Consider the following 17,058-nt stretch of genomic DNA (forward strand, 5'->3'; position numbering starts at 1 on the left):
TGCCAAAAGTAAGAGAGAATGATTTATTTTTTCATTAGCGTTTGTGTTAAAGGCTCATGTTTTAGTTTATCGGCGGTTAGCATTGCTTCAAAATCCGTTTCTTTTATCGGTTTGCTATATATATATCCTTGAATTTCTTCACAATTTAGTGCCTTTAAAATGTTGAGCTGTGCTGTTTGCTCAACACCTTCGCCGACAACCGATAACCCCATGTTGTGGGCAATGGTGATAATTGAATCGACCATTTTAAGGTCGCGATCAGATTTATCGATATCGTCTACGAAAGTCTTGTCAATTTTTAAACAATTAATCGGGAAGCGTTTTAAATACGATAATGACGAATAACCAGTACCAAAATCGTCAAGTGCGAGGCTTACCCCCATTTTGGCGAGTTGCTGCATCACCTTAATGGCTTGTTCAGGGTTCTTGATTACAGTGCCTTCAGTGATTTCTAACTCTAAATGTTTTGCTGGCAATTTTGTCAGTCGTAAAATTGACTCTATTCGCTGTTGCAAATCTGCCAATGCAAATTGCTTAGACGATAAATTGACAGCGACGCGGCCTGTAAATAATCCTGAGTCCAACCACTTTTGCGCAGCAAAACAAGCTTTGCGTAGTACCACATCACCTATCTCGACAATTAAACCATTTTCTTCGGCAAGTGGAATAAACTCGTTAGGACTTCAATGATACCCAGCGTTGGGTGGTTTAAGCGAACCAGTGCTTCCATGCCCGTGAGGCGATCTTTTTTAACGTCAATTTTGGGTTGGTAGTAAACTTCAAACAAATCGTCTTTTAAGGCTTCTCTTATCAGGTTTTCAATTTCAAGTTGGCGTAATGCATTTTGGTTTAATGACTCTGAATAGAATTGATAACGGCTACCCCCTGCAGATTTCGCATGGTACATCGCAATGTCAGCTTTTCGCAGTAATGCCTGTTCATTTTGTTCATCTTCTGGGTACAACACAATCCCAATACTGATCCCTAAGACCAGTGATTCATTATTGATATTGAATGCTGGTTTTAAACAATTGATGACTTTTGTGGCTATCGCTGCGCAATTACCAATGTCTGGAAACTGGTCAACTAGCAATGCAAATTCATCTCCGCCTAATCGGTATAAGCTGGCATGTTCAGGTATTGCAAGTTGGATGCGCTCTGCAACTCCAATCAATAAATCATCGCCAATTTGATGGCCTAATGAATCATTAATGCGTTTGAAGTTATCTAGGTCAAGCACCATGAGGGTATGATGAATGTCTTTTTTTACCAAGTTACTTAAAGTGACTTGTAAGCTTGAGCGATTAGGTAAGCCTGTTAATAAATCATTGTTGGTCAGCTTTCTGAGCTCTTCTTCCTGTTGTTTACGGCGCGTAATATCCGAAAAAACCCCAACATAATGACTTGTTTCACCTTGTTCGTTGTAAATGGCATCAATGGTGAGTTCCATCAAGAAAAAGTCATCCGTGCCTTTGCTGGCTTCTACTTCACCGCTCCAGCTACCTTGTTGTTTTAAAATAGTCCTAATCTGTTCTGAATAACTTTCAGGGTAACGACTAAAACTAAGTGTTTCTTCTAGATACTTTTCTTGGGTTGATGCCGTGAGTTCACAGCAAGCTTCGTTGACTTCAACATATTGGTATTTTTCGTTTAAAATGAACATCCCTTCAGAAATGTTCTCAATTGCGCGCGCAAACAAACGTAACTGTTCTTCGGCTTGTTTGATATTATTGATGTCTTTGATCGTCCCTGTCATACGTAAAGGCTGATCTTTTTGATCTCGTTCAACTATCTTTGCTCGGTCTAATATCCAAATCCATTGTTGGTTGCGTGCTTTAACGCGATAGGCAATTTCAAAGTGGTCAGTGATGGCGTTAAAATGATCATTAAGTGCTTTTGCTACACGGTCTCTGTCTAAAGGGTGGATGTTGCTCTCTTCATCAGGGTTACCTGATCGACGGCCGTCTTGAGGGAAATCTAATGAGCCCCATATGTTCGAACGATAAATTTTACCGCTTTCAATATCCCAGTCCCACATTTCATCGCCACTGCCCCACAAGGATAATTTTAAACGTTCTTCACTCAAGGCGATTTGCTTTTGTGTTTGACGGCGTCTATTTAAAACATTAAAAAAAGTTATGACGAGAACTACACATAAAAAACCATATATAAATTTAGCTTTGTTAGAGAGCCACCAAGGAGGAGTGATATTTATTTTTAAGTTTTTTATATCAGTTTTTAAACCTGAAAGTTTATTTTTAGCATAAATCTTAAATGTATATTGATCTGCAGATAGGTTAGTGTATGTAACACTATTATTACCATTGGTAGAAAGCCAGTTTTTTTCTAAATCTTCAAGGTAATATAGGAAGTCAAAACTATGGTTGTTCTCCCCGATAACATTAAAGCTTAATGTGAAGGGGTAGTCTGAATGTTTTAATGTTATCTCTTCCAAACTATTTAATGGTTTAGGTAATATGTTTGACCCTACATCAATTGAACTGTTGAATAAAGATAAGTTAGTAAGTGAAATTTTCTTAGGTATGTCGTTTTGTATTGTGGACATTACTTGTATTGGGTTTATTAAACTAAGTCCGTCAATTCCACCTAGTAAGATTGAGTTGTTGTTTATGATTAATGATGATTGTGTGTTGTAATCTTTTAATACTCCATTATCTACTGTGAGTGTGTTGATGATGTTGCTAGATATATTTATTAAATAAATCTCACGGTTGGATGCAGCAACTAATATATCTCCAACAAAAGATAGTGAATATATTACCTTTTTTTGTTAAGCACTATTTTTGTGGAGTCATGCTTGTTTTTGTTTGTTGAAAATATTGCACTTCTCGTTCCAAAATAAATATTATTGCCTTTTAAAGCAAGGTTAAAAACCATATCTTCATTAAATATTGTTTTAGGTGTATTGTTTTCCCATAATATTAATCCAGCTTGTGAGGCAATCCAAAGTTGATCATCCACTTTCAACATGTCGTATATAGGGAAGTTAAAGTTTGTTTTTATTTTTTCGACTTCTTTACCATCCAAGGAAAAAGTTGTAATTTCACCTTTGAAATTAGATGAATATATTAAGTTTTCATTTTTATTATATTTTATGTTGATTATTAAATCATTAGATATCAACGTTTCCTTATTAGTTGTTAAGTCTTTTAAGAATACCCCTGACTTCGTACCTATAAAAATCTTGTTATTAATTGTTAGTATTGATTTGACACATGAGGAAAGGATGTTTTAATTTTTCTTATCAAATTCATGTTTTGATCATAATGATAAATATCACTGTCATCATTGAGCATGAAAAATGTATCGGTTGCCTTTGATAAAGACCAAATGTCTTTCTCTAGTATATTTATTTTTTTACCAAGTTATTTTTTTGTGTAATGGTAATAAATCCATCATTATAATTTGATATGTAAATGGTCTCATTGTTTTCAAATATAAAAGCTTTGGCAAACTTTACACCTTCGACTTGTAATTCACCTACTTTTTCCCAAGTGATATTTTTGTTGTTAATTTTAATTTTTATTATGTTGTTTTCTTGTAGCCCTAAAGCATATTCTGCGTTTTTTTGAGATGAAATATCTATAAATTTCAATGGAGATATTCGTTGTACATCATTATCAATTGAAAATATGCCATTATTAGTTGCTGCTATTATGTTGTTATTTAATAAGGCTATATCATTAGTTTCATTTAATAGTCTGGTTATAATTCCGTTGTAAACGCTTATTGTATGTCCTTCATAATTTCTAATGTAATATTTTTTTAAATTTTATTATGTTTTTAATTTCTTTTAGCTTATCACTTTTAAATTCTATTGATAATTTTTTACTTAAACTATCATAAGATAAAAATCTATTATTTAGACCAATTAGAATTTCGTTGCCTTGTTTTGATATAGACCAAATGGCCTGCTCGCCAATTTGAGCAGAAATGCTGTTTGGGTGAAATGATTCAGTTTCTTCATTAAATTCGACGAGTCCTTTGTCTGTGCCGACAAGTAGGGTGCCATTGTCATCAATCAGTAAATTGCGAATAAAGGAGCTTGGCAGTGATTTCCCATCATCTCCAGCATAAAATTGTTTAAATTCATTGCCGTCAAAACGATTTAGGCCGTTGATGGTTCCAACCCAAACGTAGCCTTCTTTATCTTCAACAATTGCCGTAACAGTATCTTGTGATAGTCCATCTGCTACGCCATAATTTGTGTGATTAAGAAGTAGATCAAAGTTTGATTCAGCGTTTTCCGTCTCTATGGCTGCAGCAAAGGGGCTGATAAAAATATACACACAGATAAACAGTAAAATTTTAGGCATAATTATTATACTTATTCTCGTTCGATGCCGCAAAGAAGTTGATGAATTGTCTACTTTTTCAGAAACCTGCGAGTTTGTCAAAAGCATGTTAATAAAAAAGAAGTGATTGGTAGATTAATGTGCAAATATTCTAATAATTTCATTAAAGAGTTACTTTTTTATCAGCAACTTATATAGCACTAAAGTTTTATATGGTACCGGGTTCCGTTTATGCTGTTTTTGACAATGTTTTAGCGGCAGCATGATAAATAGTGATGCTGTCACTCAATGGTTATCTTAAAACTGGAATTTGTCAGCTTGTTGCTTAAATGCTTTTAAATCGACGATCATGTTATCAGATCTCAAGCTTGCTTGGCTGTGATGTTGTTCACCACAACTGAATAATACTAAACGGTCACAGTCTCGACTGCGCATGTGAGCCACCATAAATTTAATTAAGTCTGCTCGAGTTAACTTCATGACTTCTGCAACAACGGTTTCACGTTGGTTAAATTGATAATCTCGATTCCCTAGACTGACCCAATAACGTTGGCTACGGGTTTTTAAATTGGTGTCATTTTCCATTATTTGGCTAATCATGCCTTGCTTGGTACTTTCCCACTGCTCATTGGTGATTTGCATAACGGCATAGTTAAAGTCAGCGATAAATTCATCAATGGCTTCTAGGAGCTGTCTAGGTCCAGTTGTAGGGGATTGCACATAAAAGATAATCCCAGGGTGCCGATTTAGCGGTAAATAACCGGTACCAACCATATAGCCGAGTTGTTGCTTAGTGCGTAACTCGTGAAAGAAGGTTGAAGACATGGTGTGATTTAACAAGCTGAACAGTGCCATGCGATCTGGTGTGGCCGCTCGCGATTGGTAATAAACAATGATGGCACTGTCTTGATGGGCAATGCTTTTTTCACGCAGTAGCGAGCCTCTTTTATCTAGATTGACTAACTCTCTTGAAGATTCTGCGCTTGGTTTGGTGACTAACGACAGTAAGTGTTTTAAGCGTTTACCCAGTTGCTGAGTTTCTTGTTCTAACCAATCACCGTAGACAAGCCCTTCAAGATAAACCTTTTTGTAAAATGAGCTCACGTGATTATGTAGATCACTAAGGGTGAGTTCTGCTAACTCCTCTGCCATTCTGGCTGGCTCAAAGCTTCTTTTTTGCAGGGTAACCGTTAAGCTGGTAAATAATTGTGAAATAGGTTTTGCTTGAGCTACGTTATTCCAGCTTCGCAAAATTTGCTTTTTAATCATGTTAAAGCGTTGTTCAGTAAAGTTACGTTCGCGCGCTTTATTGATAATTAGTGTTAATAGTTTTTCTTGATTGCCTGTAAAGCCTGTGAGGTGAAGGGTTATTCCACCTTGATGCGGGTAAATGTTGTAATTTAGCCCAGCCACTTCAGCCTGGTAGGTTGGTTCAGTGAGGTAATCGATTAGCATTTCAACGTAAAGTCGTGTTAATGCGGCTTGTCTCGGAGTCGAACTGGCTTGGTCTGAATCTAGTGACAAGTACAAGTGACCTTTTGGTACATTGAACTCATCATCCTTTTTGTGCCAAATACGATAACCTTCGCCTTCAGCGACTATCTTAGGCACAGCGCTGTTGCTTTTGTCTGATCGAGCCTGAGGGTGAGCGACAATAAATGGGTTTTTTTCAGGCAGTTTAAGTGCATCTCGAGTGGTTATCGCAGACCATTTCTCCAGTTGATGTGGCTGTAATGGCGTGACCTGATAAGGCGTGTCATACCATGCTGCTTGTTTATCTACTTGTGATTCTTTAGCCACAGTCATTAAGCGCATATTGTTTACTGACATCATGGACAATAATTGCTTGGTTTCATCCTCTTGCATTTCATCCATTCGGTAATCACCATAAATAATATCTTCGATATCATAATGATGCATGTTAATGCTGAGATGACTGGCTAAATCCAAAGTTTTTATTTGTTCCTGATACCTAAACGCGGTATCCAACAGGCTGGCGCGTTCTTGATAACGCCAAGCGCTAACGCCTTGCTGTTTGATGAGCTCAATATATTCAAATACACAGGTGACTACTTCATCTAACTCAATATAACCTTTATCGGTTAACTGAATACTGATTGAATAATCTTTAAAGTTATAACCATTAACTCCACCGCCAGCAGACAAGTTATTCGCTAAACCTTGCCGTTTCAGATACGACAACAAACTTCCAGGACTCTCATTACCGAGTAAATGGCTGATAAAAGTTAATGGTTTACGTTTATAAAATTGATCTATCTCGGGCAGAGCAAAACAAATACTGACCCGTTTTTGATCTTTGAGCGGCACGATTTTAATGTGTTTTTGTTGTTGTTCTTTGTTGAGTAAGGCTTCATTGGGATAGTGTTTACTTACATTTCGGTTTTCGATTGCCGAAAAGTACTGCGTTACAATGGTTTCTAATTCAGCTATTGGACGCGGCGCGACAACACATAGTGTCATGATGTTAGCGCTGTAGTGTTGTCGATAAAATGCTAAAAGCTCATCACGAATAGCGACCTGCTTACCTGCTAAAGTGGCCAAATTACCCACAGAGAATTTTGAGAAAGGGTGTTTAGGATTAACGGATTCTTTCTGCACCTGGTAAACCCGGCGAATGTCATCTTTGAGTTTTAAGCTAAATTCTGACTCAATAGCTTGTCTTTCACGGTCGACTAATTCTAAATCAAATTTAGGCGCGATAAAAAACTGACTAAAACGGTCTAAAGAGCCTTCTAACGCGTCGGCATTGATGCTGTAAAAAAAGTTAGTTTGTTCAGTGCCTGTCCATGCATTGTTGTTGCCGCCATGCTGATTGATGTAGGCGTGGTATTCGCCTGAATCTGGGTATTTATCGGTACCTAAAAACAACATATGCTCAAGAAAATGTGCCATTCCTGGCCGTTCAGCGGGATCGTCAAAATGACCAACGCTAACCGCCATAGACGCTGCGGCTTGGTTTGATTGCATATCTTCAACCAAAAGCACTCGTAATTGATTGCTTAACACTCGATATTGATATTGACGATGATCATTTTGGCTTTTATAAACTGCTGGATAATCAGGCAAAAGAAGGCTCCAGAAAACATAACTTGTTATATATTGATCTTCTTATGAGTTTTTAGCAAATAGCGAAGGCATGTTTTATGCTTTTATCGACTAAAGTTTAGTTCATTATCGACGATACTAGGGTTTGTTGTTGTGCTATTTAGCGCTACAATTGCCGAAGAACGATAATAAAAAATCCAGAGAGAAGTATGCAGTTATTTTTGATGCGACATGGTGAAGCTGGCTTTGATGCGCCGTCAGACCGAGAACGTAAACTAACCGAAACCGGTCGTATCCACAGCGGATACATGGCCAATTGGTTAACTAAGAGTGTGAGCCAACTCGATTTAGTGATTGTGAGCCCTTATTTACGTGCGCAGCAAACGTGGCAAGAAGTCAGTAGATACTTACCTGAACCTCGAAAGTTAGTTGTGCTTGATGATGTGACTCCATCAGGCGATCCTAAAAGAGCAGTAGACGTGGTACTTGCTTATGCTGAACAGTTTAAAGCAGACAATGTACTGGTTATTGCACACATGCCCATTTTAGGGTTTATGGTCAGTGAATTAGTGGCAGGTATTGAGCCGCCTTTATTTGCGACATCAGCAGTGGCACAAATTGATAAACACATGCATCAAAGCAGTTTTGTTGCTATGACAGCAGCTCATCAAGTGATGGCCGCACGGTAGTTATATAAGTTGTAAGGTAAGTATTTACTTACCTTACAATCAGCAACAGTTTAATAATTAAATTACCTTAACCACGCTTAACGCCTATGTGGCTGCTCACCAATATCAATTAATACCAATAACGCGGCATCGCCGCCCCATTCTTTAGGTGCTTGATGAAACGCTTTTACTTTAGGGTGCTGCGCTAACCATAATGGCAATTGCTGCTTCAAAATGCCTGTACCATAACCGTGCATCACACAACAACAAGTACTGCTTTGTTTAACACAGGCTTGAATAAGTGCTGCCAACTCAAGTTTGGCTTCAGATTGGCGCAGACCATGTAAATCAAGTAACAAATCGGGTGAATAGTCGCCACGTCTTAAACGTTTTAGCTCAAGTTTATCTGCACTGTCATTTATCCAGCGCATAGAGCCTTCGACCGGCAACAGTGGCTGATAAGTGTCCGAAAAATAGCTGTCAACATGGATTTGACGCTCTTTAAATTCGAATTGTTTTTTAGGTTTGACTGGCTGTTTAAAATGGTGGGTATCTTGCTTGAGAGGTTTGATACCGTCTATTAGTTGGCTAAACAGCAACTTGTCTGAGTTATTTTCGTCTTTCATGGCGGTATTGTATTGAATTCTAGGTCATCTTAATAGACATCAGTTACAATAGCGCAGAACAATTTTTTAGGAGTGTGTTTTGGATAAGATCTTTGTAGATGAAGCGGTCACTGAGTTACGTACTATAGGTGATATGTTGCGCTGGGCGGTTAGCCGTTTTAATGATGCCAATATTTATTATGGTCACGGTACTGACAATGCTTGGGACGAAGCCATTGCATTGGTTTTTCATGCTTTACACTTACCTGAAGAAATCGGTCAGCAAGTTATTTTAAGTAACCTGACTAGCAGTGAAAAACATAAAATTGTTGAGCTAATTATTCGTCGTGTACGCGAGCGCTTACCTGTACCGTATTTAACCCACAAAGCGCGTTTTGCCGGGCTTGATTTTTATGTTGATGAGCGTGTGTTAGTGCCGCGCTCACCGATTGCAGAAATGATTAATAATCAGTTTAGTCCTTGGTTATACAACAAACCTGTGCACCGTATTATGGATTTATGTGCGGGGAGTGCTTGTATTGCCATTGCGTGCGCTCATGCATTTGAAGATGCAGAAGTGGACGCGCTTGATATTAGTGAAGATGCATTAGAAGTTGCGCAAATTAACATTGAGTCACTTGATGTGATGGAGCGTGTTTTCCCAATCCAATCTGATTTATTCTCGGCGATCCCGAAAGAGCCACATTACGATTTAATCGTTTCTAACCCGCCGTATGTTGATGCTGAAGATATTGGTGACATGCCCGATGAGTATCACCACGAGCCAGCCATTGGTTTAGCCTCGAGCCGCGATGGTTTAGATTTAACTAAGCGCATTTTAGCCAATGCAGCTGATTACTTGACTGAAAATGGGGTGTTAGTGGTTGAAGTCGGTAATTCAATGGTGCATTTAATTGAGCAATTTCCTGATGTGCCGTTCACTTGGGTAGATTTTGAATTCGGCGGTGACGGTGTGTTTGTATTAACCCGTGATCAGCTAGTTGAAAATGAATCACTTTTCTCTGTATACAAAGATGCTGAATAATAGCGTAAGGTATTTTGCAGTAGATAGCATAAAACATAGAGGTAGTTAACGCGCATGTCTGGAAACAGTATTGGTCAAAACTTTGTAGTAACAACCTTTGGTGAAAGCCATGGTGTTGCATTGGGTTGTATTATTGATGGTTGCCCACCAGGGCTCGAATTAACCGTTGAAGACATGCAACATGATTTAGACAGACGACGTCCAGGTACATCGCGTTATACCACTGCTAGGCGTGAAGCCGATGAAGTGAAAATTTTATCAGGTGTGTTTGAAGGTAAGACCACAGGAACCTCAATTGGTTTATTGATTGAAAATACCGACCAACGCAGCCAAGACTATTCAGACATTAAAGACACCTTCCGCCCAGGCCATGCCGATTATACTTATCAGCAAAAATATGGCATGCGTGATTACCGTGGTGGTGGGCGTTCATCTGCGCGCGAAACTGCGATGCGTGTTGCAGCGGGCGCCGTGGCTAAAAAATACCTTAAGCAAGTGCATGGTATTGAAATTCATGGCTACCTTGCTCAACTAGGCCCCATAACTGCTGATACAATTGATTTAACCCAAATTGAACAAAATGCATTTTTCTTCCCTGATGCTACTAAGTTAGATGCATTAGATGAGTATATGCGTGGTTTACGAAAATCAGGCGACTCAATTGGCGCCAAAATTACCGTGGCAGCTACCGGTGTACCAGTGGGGTTAGGTGAGCCTGTATTTGATCGTTTAGATGCTGATATTGCTCATGCACTTATGGGTATTAATGCCGTTAAAGGTGTCGAGATAGGTGATGGTTTTGGTGTGGTTACCCAAAAAGGCTCTGAAGGTCGCGACTTAATGTCACCAGAGGGGTTTGCCTCTAATCATGCTGGTGGTGTATTAGGCGGTATTTCATCAGGTCAGCCTGTTGTGGCTCATATAGCGTTAAAGCCAACATCAAGTATCAGTGTACCGGGTCAAAGCATGACAGTGCAGGGTGATACGGTTGATATGATCACCAAAGGTCGACACGATCCTTGTGTGGGCATCCGTGCTGTACCAATTGCAGAAGCCATGTTGGCGATTGTATTAATGGATCATTTATTAAGACATCGCGCGCAAAACCAAGATGTTGTTCGTCATACGCCAGAGATTGGAATGCGTTAATGCCCTCAAGTCATCGCGCTGAACCAGATTTACGCTGGCTCGGCGCCTGTTATTTCTTTTTCTTTTCGATTCTCGGCATTATGATTCCCTATTTAGGGGTCTTTTTTGATAGTCGAGGCTTCAATGCCCAAGAGATTGGTTTTTTGCTGGCTATTTTAATGGCCACGCGCATTGTTGCACCTAATATTTGGGCGGCAGTGGCCGACCGAACAGGGATGCGCGCCGAGCTGATTAAGCTTGGTTCATTCGCTGCCGCAATAACGTACATTAGCTTTTTCTTTGATGGCAGCTTTTTATACCTCGCCGTTAGCTTGGCCATTTATACCTTTTTTTGGAACTCAATTCTGGCGCAGTTAGAAGTGATTACCTTAGAAACCTTAGGTGACAAAGCTGAGCGTTATGGCGCAATTCGTAGCTGGGGCAGTGTCGGCTATATTGTGTTAGTGATAAGTGGTGGTTTAGCCATTGATTATTGGGACTCTGAAGTGCTGCCATATATGGGCATGATATTATTTCTTGGGTTGTTTGCCTGTTCATTACCGTTACCGGCTAATCGCAATGTGGTTGTTAATCGTGCAGACAGGCCTAAATTAACGTTCGACGCATCGCTTATTTGGTTTATGTTATCGGCGATGTTGCTGCAGATGAGTGTTGAGCCTTTTTATGGTTTCTTCGTACTCTACTTAAAGCAATTTGGTTATTCAGAAACCATTGCTGGCATATTGGTTGCGCTTGGCGTATTTGCTGAAATTATTATCTTCTTTTATTCATCTCGGTTGATCCGCCGGTATGGTATTCGCGTTTTGCTGGTGGTGAGTATGTTACTGACAGCCGTTCGCTGGTTGTTGTTGGCTTTTGGCGTTGAGTCTCTTTTGTTGTTGATTCTCAGCCAAATCCTTCATGCATTTACCTTTGGCCTAGTGCACGCCGCGTCTATTCATTTTATTCATCGGCATTTTAATGTTAGTCATCGCAGTACGGGGCAGGCGTTGTATGCCAGCGTGAGTTTTGGTGTGGGCGGTGCTCTTGGTACATGGATAAGCGGCATGATTTGGGGCGATGGCAGCCAAACCATGTGGGTATGGGTCTTTGCTGCTAGCTGCGCCTTTTTATCTATGATTGCGGTTATGCTGATCCCCAATATTAATGGTGAAACCACCGCTAATGCAGTACAAGAGTAACATCTAGAAAAGTCGTAAGGAGTTATTGTGAAACGTTTTCGCTTAGGGATAATCATCAACCCATTGGCTGGATTAGGCGGTAGTGTTGGGTTAAAAGGCTCTGATGGCGTGGCGTTAGAAGCCATTGCCAAAGGTGCAACCCCTAAAGCTCAGATGCGCATGCAGCAGGCCTTAGCGGTGATATTACCTTTTGCTGACAATCTCGACATCATTACTGCATCGGGCGACATGGGTGCAAACTTGTGTCGACAAATGGGCTTTACTACCACTGAAGTTTATTACAGCGATAGCATCACCTCCTCGCAAGATACCCAACAAGCTGCGTCTTGCTTACTCGACCAACAAGTAGACTTGCTGCTGTTTGCCGGTGGCGATGGCACCGCACGTGATATTTATGCTGTGGTTGACGATAGTTTGCCCGTATTAGGTGTACCTGCGGGGGTTAAAATTCACTCTGGTGTTTACGGTATTACGCCACACGCTTCAGGCTTGGTGGTGAGTATGTTGTTGCAGGGTGAGCTGGTGAGTTTAATGTCGGCTGATGTGATGGACATTGATGAAGTCGCCTTTAGGCAAGGCAGCGTTAGAGCAAAACGGTTTGGTGAAATGACCGTGCCAGCAGAGCCGCGTTACATACAAGCAGTAAAAATGGGCGGCAAAGAAGTTGATGAACTAGTGTTAGCTGATATTGCAGCTGACATCATTGAATCAATGGACGATGAGTTATTTATTATGGGTTCGGGCAGTACCGTTGCTGCTGTGATGGAAGAGTTGGGGATAGACAATACTTTACTCGGTGTTGATGTTATTCAAGACAACATGTTAATTGCTCAAGATGTCAGCGCCAATCAATTGCTCGAATTGACCAAAGATATGCCTGCCGACAAGGTTAAGCTGGTGATTACCCTCATCGGTGGACAAGGGCACATATTAGGCCGCGGTAACCAGCAATTGTCACCAGAGCTGATAAAACGCATCCCAAAAGACAATATTTTAATCTTAGCCACAAAAACTAAGCTCAAAGCACTTGAAGGTAGGCCATTAATTGTGGATAGTGGCGACCCTGAATTAGACAAAGCACTCACTGGCTATTACAAAATAGTCACTGGCTACCACGATTACGTGATGTATCAAGTGGCCAACCCAGATTTGGTGGAGAACTAAACCATGTTAGAACAGTACGATGCAGCATTAGAGTCTTGGATTGAAGAAAGCGTAAATAACAGTGATGATGATGCATTGTTTGCCTGCGGTTACTTACAAGGTCATGTTGCTGTTGTGTTAGCCGAACTAGAAGTCGAAGCTGAGCAAGATTTAGCGGCACTCGATAAAAAACTATTAAGTTGTCTAGCCTTAGCAGATAAAGAATTAAATGCTCAAGACTACGCCCTCGTTGAAGCTGCTTGGCAGCAACTGCGTCAACGTATTGTTGCTCAAGCCGTTTAAGTGTGGAACAAACAAAGAGTGTTATGGCAAATCCGTCTTCACAAGTCACAATTGGGTTAGTTAACCCTAAAACACCGGTAAACGTTGGCGGTATTATGCGCGCTGCGGGCTGTTATGGTGTTAATCGTGTTTGTTACACCGGTAAGCGATATGAGTTAGCGGCTAAGTCGGGCGACGCTCAATATGATGTCGACACCAAAGATGCGGCTAAACGCATTCCGTTAGAGGGTGTTGAGTCCTTACTTGAAAGCGTGCCTCAAGGTGCAACAATCGTATGCGTTGACTTGGTGGTTGGCGCGACACCTTTGCCATTATTTACTCATCCCGACAATGCGTTTTATATCTTCGGACCTGAAGATGGCACGATCCCGCAGCAATTAATTGACGCCGCGGCTGACGTTGTTTATGTGCCGACAGTAGGCTGCATGAACCTTGCCGCATCGGTGAATGTGCTGCTTTATGATCGCCTCGCTAAGACAACTCAAATTAAAGCGGATGATGAGTTAATAAAACAAAGCCGTGACAATAATAACCGTACTAAAGTGAAGCATTGGTTGAAGTAAACTCGCTCAATATCATATTTATTTGAAAATGCCGGATGAGAAATCATCCGGTATTTTTTATGCTTCTCAATTTTTATTAGCCCGAATAACGTTAATAAGTGATGACTTCGCGAGAGTTTAACAGGGCTTAAACACGGCGCATGACTGAATGAATAATTGTTCTGATTCGACGTCATGCAGGTATCAAACTTTAATCGATTGAATAAAGGCCTGAACATAATGTAGTTTAAGCTAAGCTCTTATTATTTTAAGGAACTGCTAATGTCATTTCTCAGCCGGTTATCCCAATGGTTACCATTCGGTGACGTGCCAGAAATGGATGCTAAAAGTGTTTTTCAGCATCTTGAAGATAATAATATTCAAATAGTCGATGTGCGCACAACGTTGGAGTGGGATAAATCTCATATCAAAGGGTCGATTAACCTTCCTATTACCCATTATTCTGCGGATTCTGTTAGGCAAAAGCTGCTAAATAAAGACCATCTCACCATTGTCATTTGTCTCTCTGCCCACCGAAGTATTCCGGCCGTTAGAAAACTAAAGCAGTCTGGATTTAAAGAGGTGTATCAACTCAAAGGTGGCATGTTGAGTTGGTGGAAAGCGAAACTGCCGACATTATCAACCCTAAAAAAATAGAAAAAGGTTCATTAATATGACGTTACTCTTTTTACATGGTTCTGGCTGTACGCATGTTGTTTGGCAGCTCCAGCAACAGTTTTTTGAACATAGCATTGCGGTTGATTACCCCGGTCATCCAGATGGACAAGCATTGGCAAGTGTTGATGAATTAGTACAATGGTTAGCAGACTACATTACCCAGCATCAGTTGTTCGACGTGGTGTTAGTTGGACACTCTCTTGGCAGCGCCGTAGCAATGCAACTCGCTATCTCAGCAAAGGCAAAGATACAATTAAAGGCGTTAGTGCTTATTGGCGCGGGAGCTCGGCTCAAAGTAATGCCTCAACTGTTACAATCACTGTCTGAGCTTGCTGAGTTAAAACAGCCGTTCCCAGATTATTTACTGGCGGCAAATCAAAATATTGCCGAGCCATTACAAACACAAATCAACAATTCAATTATCAATAATGGTGTTAGCGTCATGCTGACTGATTTCACCATTTGCGATAAATTTGACGTTATCGAGCAACTGCCGAAAATTGATGTGCCGACGTTAATTATTGTGGGCGATGCAGATCAAATGACACCGATAAAATATGCCACATTTTTACAGCAGCAAATCCCCAATGCGCAAATCGCCATAATAGAGAAGGGCAGCCATATGGTGTTTGCTGAACAACCCGATAGTGTAAATCAATGCATCGAAACGTTTCTTAACACACTGGATTAAGCAATGGTCAGACATATGTTGAGTTTATTCATTTAGTTGGATTGTATGCGCTGAGCTAATTTTTTGAACAGAGAAAATGGTTGCGGGAGCAGGACTTGATAAAAAGAAAAATCGACGACCTTCAGCGTTTGCTTATAAAAAAGAGCTGTTTATAAAAAGCGGAAGTTTATAAAAAAGTTGAGCACGACGCGCTACCAACTGCTTTGGTATTAGTCTGATAATAATGGATTTTTTATGATTTATTTGGAGAGTACGTTGATATTGGATATTTGAGGTTTCAAAATGGTTGCGGGAGCAGGACTTGATAAAAAGCGACGACCTTCGACGATTGTTTATGAAAAGCTGAGCCCGGCGAGCTATCAATTGCTCCATCCCGCGACTGATTTTGATTTGTTTTATCTTTATTCTTGTTAAACAAGAATTGGTTGCGGGAGCAGGACTTGATAAAAAGCGACGACCTTCAGCGTTTGCTTATAATAAAGAGTAGTTTATAAAAAGCTGAGCCCGACGAGCTACCAATTACTTTGTGCACAGTAAGATTACACTGAAATTTTAGTAAGTAATTTGTATTGATATCAAGATCTGGATTGAATATGAAGAGTTAAATATATTGAATTGTCAAAATGGTTGCGGGAGCAGGACTTGAACCTACGACCTTCGGGTTATGAGCCCGACGAGCTACCAACTGCTCCATCCCGCGACTGATTTTGATCCGTTTATCTTTATTCTTGTTAAACAAGAAAGTGGTTGCGGGAGCAGGACTTGAACCTACGACCTTCGGGTTATGAGCCCGACGAGCTACCAACTGCTCCATCCCGCGTCCGATAAACGCTGCTAATTGTTTTAATTCTATTAACTAAGAATTGGTTGCGGGAGCAGGACTTGATAAAAAGCGACGACCTTCGACTCTTGTTTATAAAAAGCTGAGCCCGACGAGCTGTCAATTGTTCTGTTCCGCGTCCGATAAACGCTGCTAATTGTTTTAATTCTATTAACTAAGAATTGGTTGCGGGAGCAGGACTTGATAAAAAGCGACGACCTTCGACTCTTGTTTATAAAAAGCTGAGCCCGACGAGCTGTCAATTGTTCTGTTCCGCGTCCGATAAACGCTGCTAATTGTTTTAATTCTATTAACAAAGAATTGGTTGCAGGAGCAGGACTTGATAAAAAGCGACGACCTTCGACTCTTGTTTATAAAAAGCTGAGCCCGACGAGCTGTCAATTGTTCTGTTCCGCGTCCGATAAACGCTGCTAATTGTTTTAATTCTATTAACTAAGAATTGGTTGCAGGAGCAGGACTTGATAAAAAGCGACGACCTTCGACTCTTGTTTATAAAAAGCTGAGCCCGACGAGCTGTCAATTGTTCTGTTCCGCGTCCGATAAACGCTGCTAATTGTTTTAATTCTATTAACTAAGAATTGGTTGCGGGAGCAGGACTTGAACCTACGACCTTCGGGTTATGAGCCCGACGAGCTACCAACTGCTCCATCCCGCGTCCGATAAACGCTGTTAATTGTTTTAATTCTATTAACTAAGAATTGGTTGCGGGAGCAGGACTTGAACCTACGACCTTCGGGTTATGAGCCCGACGAGCTACCAACTGCTCCATCCCGCGTCCGATAAACGCTGCTTCGTTGAATTTAAGCTACATGCCTGCTGGCGTGTTTACT

13 protein-coding genes, 5 tRNA genes and 1 pseudogene are annotated in these 17,058 nt (G+C 40.5%); 9 read left to right on the forward strand and 10 right to left on the reverse strand.

Features of this window, described 5'->3' with window-relative positions; all coding sequences use genetic code 11:
* Window positions 1-23 precede the first annotated feature (23 nt).
* The 4 genes and pseudogenes from N4T56_RS22920 to N4T56_RS04590 form a co-directional block, all read right to left on the reverse strand.
* Window positions 24-3,108: pseudogene (locus N4T56_RS22920) on the reverse strand (EAL domain-containing protein); the annotation flags it as partial.
* 262 nt (window positions 3,109-3,370) lie between these two features.
* A complete protein-coding gene (locus tag N4T56_RS04580; RefSeq protein WP_261732381.1) occupies window positions 3,371-3,616 on the reverse strand; it encodes a hypothetical protein in 246 nt (81 codons plus the stop codon).
* A gap of 154 nt (window positions 3,617-3,770) precedes the next feature.
* Window positions 3,771-4,337, reverse strand: a complete 567-nt coding sequence (locus tag N4T56_RS04585; protein WP_261732382.1) for a ligand-binding sensor domain-containing protein — start codon at window positions 4,335-4,337, stop codon at window positions 3,771-3,773.
* 276 nt (window positions 4,338-4,613) lie between these two features.
* Entirely contained in the window at window positions 4,614-7,403 is a 2,790-nt protein-coding gene (locus N4T56_RS04590) for an insulinase family protein (RefSeq protein WP_261732383.1), read from the reverse strand.
* 188 nt (window positions 7,404-7,591) lie between these two features.
* On the opposite strand from N4T56_RS04590, the gene sixA reads away from it, so the two are divergent.
* Entirely contained in the window at window positions 7,592-8,071 is a 480-nt protein-coding gene (gene sixA, locus N4T56_RS04595; protein ID WP_261732384.1) for a phosphohistidine phosphatase SixA, read from the forward strand.
* A gap of 77 nt (window positions 8,072-8,148) precedes the next feature.
* Here the strand turns inward: sixA and smrB are convergent, their stop codons facing one another.
* On the reverse strand, window positions 8,149-8,676 hold the full coding sequence (smrB, locus tag N4T56_RS04600) for an endonuclease SmrB (protein WP_261732385.1): 528 nt from the start codon (window positions 8,674-8,676) through the stop codon (window positions 8,149-8,151).
* A 79-nt stretch (window positions 8,677-8,755) separates the two neighbouring features.
* Between smrB and prmB the strand changes: the two genes are divergently transcribed.
* The 8 genes from prmB (at window position 8,756) to N4T56_RS04640 (ending at window position 15,387) form a co-directional block, all read left to right on the forward strand.
* On the forward strand, window positions 8,756-9,700 hold the full coding sequence (gene prmB / locus N4T56_RS04605; protein ID WP_261732386.1) for a 50S ribosomal protein L3 N(5)-glutamine methyltransferase: 945 nt from the start codon (window positions 8,756-8,758) through the stop codon (window positions 9,698-9,700).
* Between the two features lie 54 nt (window positions 9,701-9,754).
* Window positions 9,755-10,849, forward strand: a complete 1,095-nt coding sequence (gene aroC / locus N4T56_RS04610; RefSeq protein WP_261732387.1) for a chorismate synthase — start codon at window positions 9,755-9,757, stop codon at window positions 10,847-10,849.
* A complete protein-coding gene (locus N4T56_RS04615; protein ID WP_261732388.1) occupies window positions 10,849-12,030 on the forward strand; it encodes an MFS transporter in 1,182 nt (393 codons plus the stop codon). The genes aroC and N4T56_RS04615 overlap by 1 nt, the downstream gene beginning before the upstream one ends.
* A 27-nt stretch (window positions 12,031-12,057) precedes the next feature.
* Window positions 12,058-13,194, forward strand: coding sequence for an ATP-NAD kinase family protein (locus tag N4T56_RS04620; protein ID WP_261732389.1), 1,137 nt, complete (start codon window positions 12,058-12,060; stop codon window positions 13,192-13,194).
* Window positions 13,195-13,197: 3 nt separating this feature from the next.
* Complete coding sequence (locus tag N4T56_RS04625; protein ID WP_261732390.1) at window positions 13,198-13,476, forward strand: YfcL family protein; 279 nt, start codon at window positions 13,198-13,200, stop codon at window positions 13,474-13,476.
* Window positions 13,477-13,499: 23 nt separating this feature from the next.
* Window positions 13,500-14,039, forward strand: coding sequence for an RNA methyltransferase (locus tag N4T56_RS04630; RefSeq protein ID WP_261732391.1), 540 nt, complete (start codon window positions 13,500-13,502; stop codon window positions 14,037-14,039).
* 261 nt (window positions 14,040-14,300) lie between these two features.
* Window positions 14,301-14,675 (forward strand): rhodanese-like domain-containing protein, encoded by a 375-nt coding sequence (locus tag N4T56_RS04635; RefSeq protein ID WP_261732392.1) that lies wholly within the window; start codon window positions 14,301-14,303, stop codon window positions 14,673-14,675.
* 16 nt (window positions 14,676-14,691) lie between these two features.
* A complete protein-coding gene (locus N4T56_RS04640; RefSeq protein ID WP_261732393.1) occupies window positions 14,692-15,387 on the forward strand; it encodes an alpha/beta fold hydrolase in 696 nt (231 codons plus the stop codon).
* A 283-nt stretch (window positions 15,388-15,670) separates the two neighbouring features.
* Here N4T56_RS04640 and N4T56_RS04645 read toward each other — a convergent pair.
* The 5 genes from N4T56_RS04645 to N4T56_RS04665 all read right to left on the reverse strand — a co-directional run bounded on the left by N4T56_RS04645 (window position 15,671) and on the right by N4T56_RS04665 (window position 17,003).
* Window positions 15,671-15,765 (reverse strand) — tRNA-OTHER (locus tag N4T56_RS04645).
* Window positions 15,766-16,011: 246 nt separating this feature from the next.
* Window positions 16,012-16,087, reverse strand: a tRNA-Met gene (locus N4T56_RS04650).
* 44 nt (window positions 16,088-16,131) lie between these two features.
* A tRNA-Met gene (locus tag N4T56_RS04655) sits at window positions 16,132-16,207 on the reverse strand.
* Between the two features lie 600 nt (window positions 16,208-16,807).
* A tRNA-Met gene (locus tag N4T56_RS04660) sits at window positions 16,808-16,883 on the reverse strand.
* 44 nt (window positions 16,884-16,927) lie between these two features.
* Window positions 16,928-17,003 (reverse strand) — tRNA-Met (locus N4T56_RS04665).
* Between the last annotated feature and the right edge of the window lie 55 nt (window positions 17,004-17,058).

Origin of the sequence: Shewanella phaeophyticola, from assembly GCF_025398315.1 — a bacterium.
Taxonomy (GTDB): Bacteria; Pseudomonadota; Gammaproteobacteria; order Enterobacterales; family Shewanellaceae; genus Shewanella; species Shewanella phaeophyticola.

Excerpts from the sequence above, each read along its gene's own strand:
- N4T56_RS04585 (WP_261732382.1), bottom strand. The coding sequence starts at position 4,337 with ATGCCTAAAATTTTACTGTTTATCTGTGTGTATATTTTTATCAGCCCC.
- sixA (WP_261732384.1), top strand. The coding sequence starts at position 7,592 with ATGCAGTTATTTTTGATGCGACATGGTGAAGCTGGCTTTGATGCGCCG.
- smrB (WP_261732385.1), bottom strand. The coding sequence starts at position 8,676 with ATGAAAGACGAAAATAACTCAGACAAGTTGCTGTTTAGCCAACTAATA.
- aroC (WP_261732387.1), top strand. The coding sequence starts at position 9,755 with ATGTCTGGAAACAGTATTGGTCAAAACTTTGTAGTAACAACCTTTGGT.
- N4T56_RS04615 (WP_261732388.1), top strand. The coding sequence starts at position 10,849 with ATGCCCTCAAGTCATCGCGCTGAACCAGATTTACGCTGGCTCGGCGCC.
- N4T56_RS04625 (WP_261732390.1), top strand. The coding sequence starts at position 13,198 with ATGTTAGAACAGTACGATGCAGCATTAGAGTCTTGGATTGAAGAAAGC.
- N4T56_RS04630 (WP_261732391.1), top strand. The coding sequence starts at position 13,500 with ATGGCAAATCCGTCTTCACAAGTCACAATTGGGTTAGTTAACCCTAAA.
- N4T56_RS04635 (WP_261732392.1), top strand. The coding sequence starts at position 14,301 with ATGTCATTTCTCAGCCGGTTATCCCAATGGTTACCATTCGGTGACGTG.
- N4T56_RS04640 (WP_261732393.1), top strand. The coding sequence starts at position 14,692 with ATGACGTTACTCTTTTTACATGGTTCTGGCTGTACGCATGTTGTTTGG.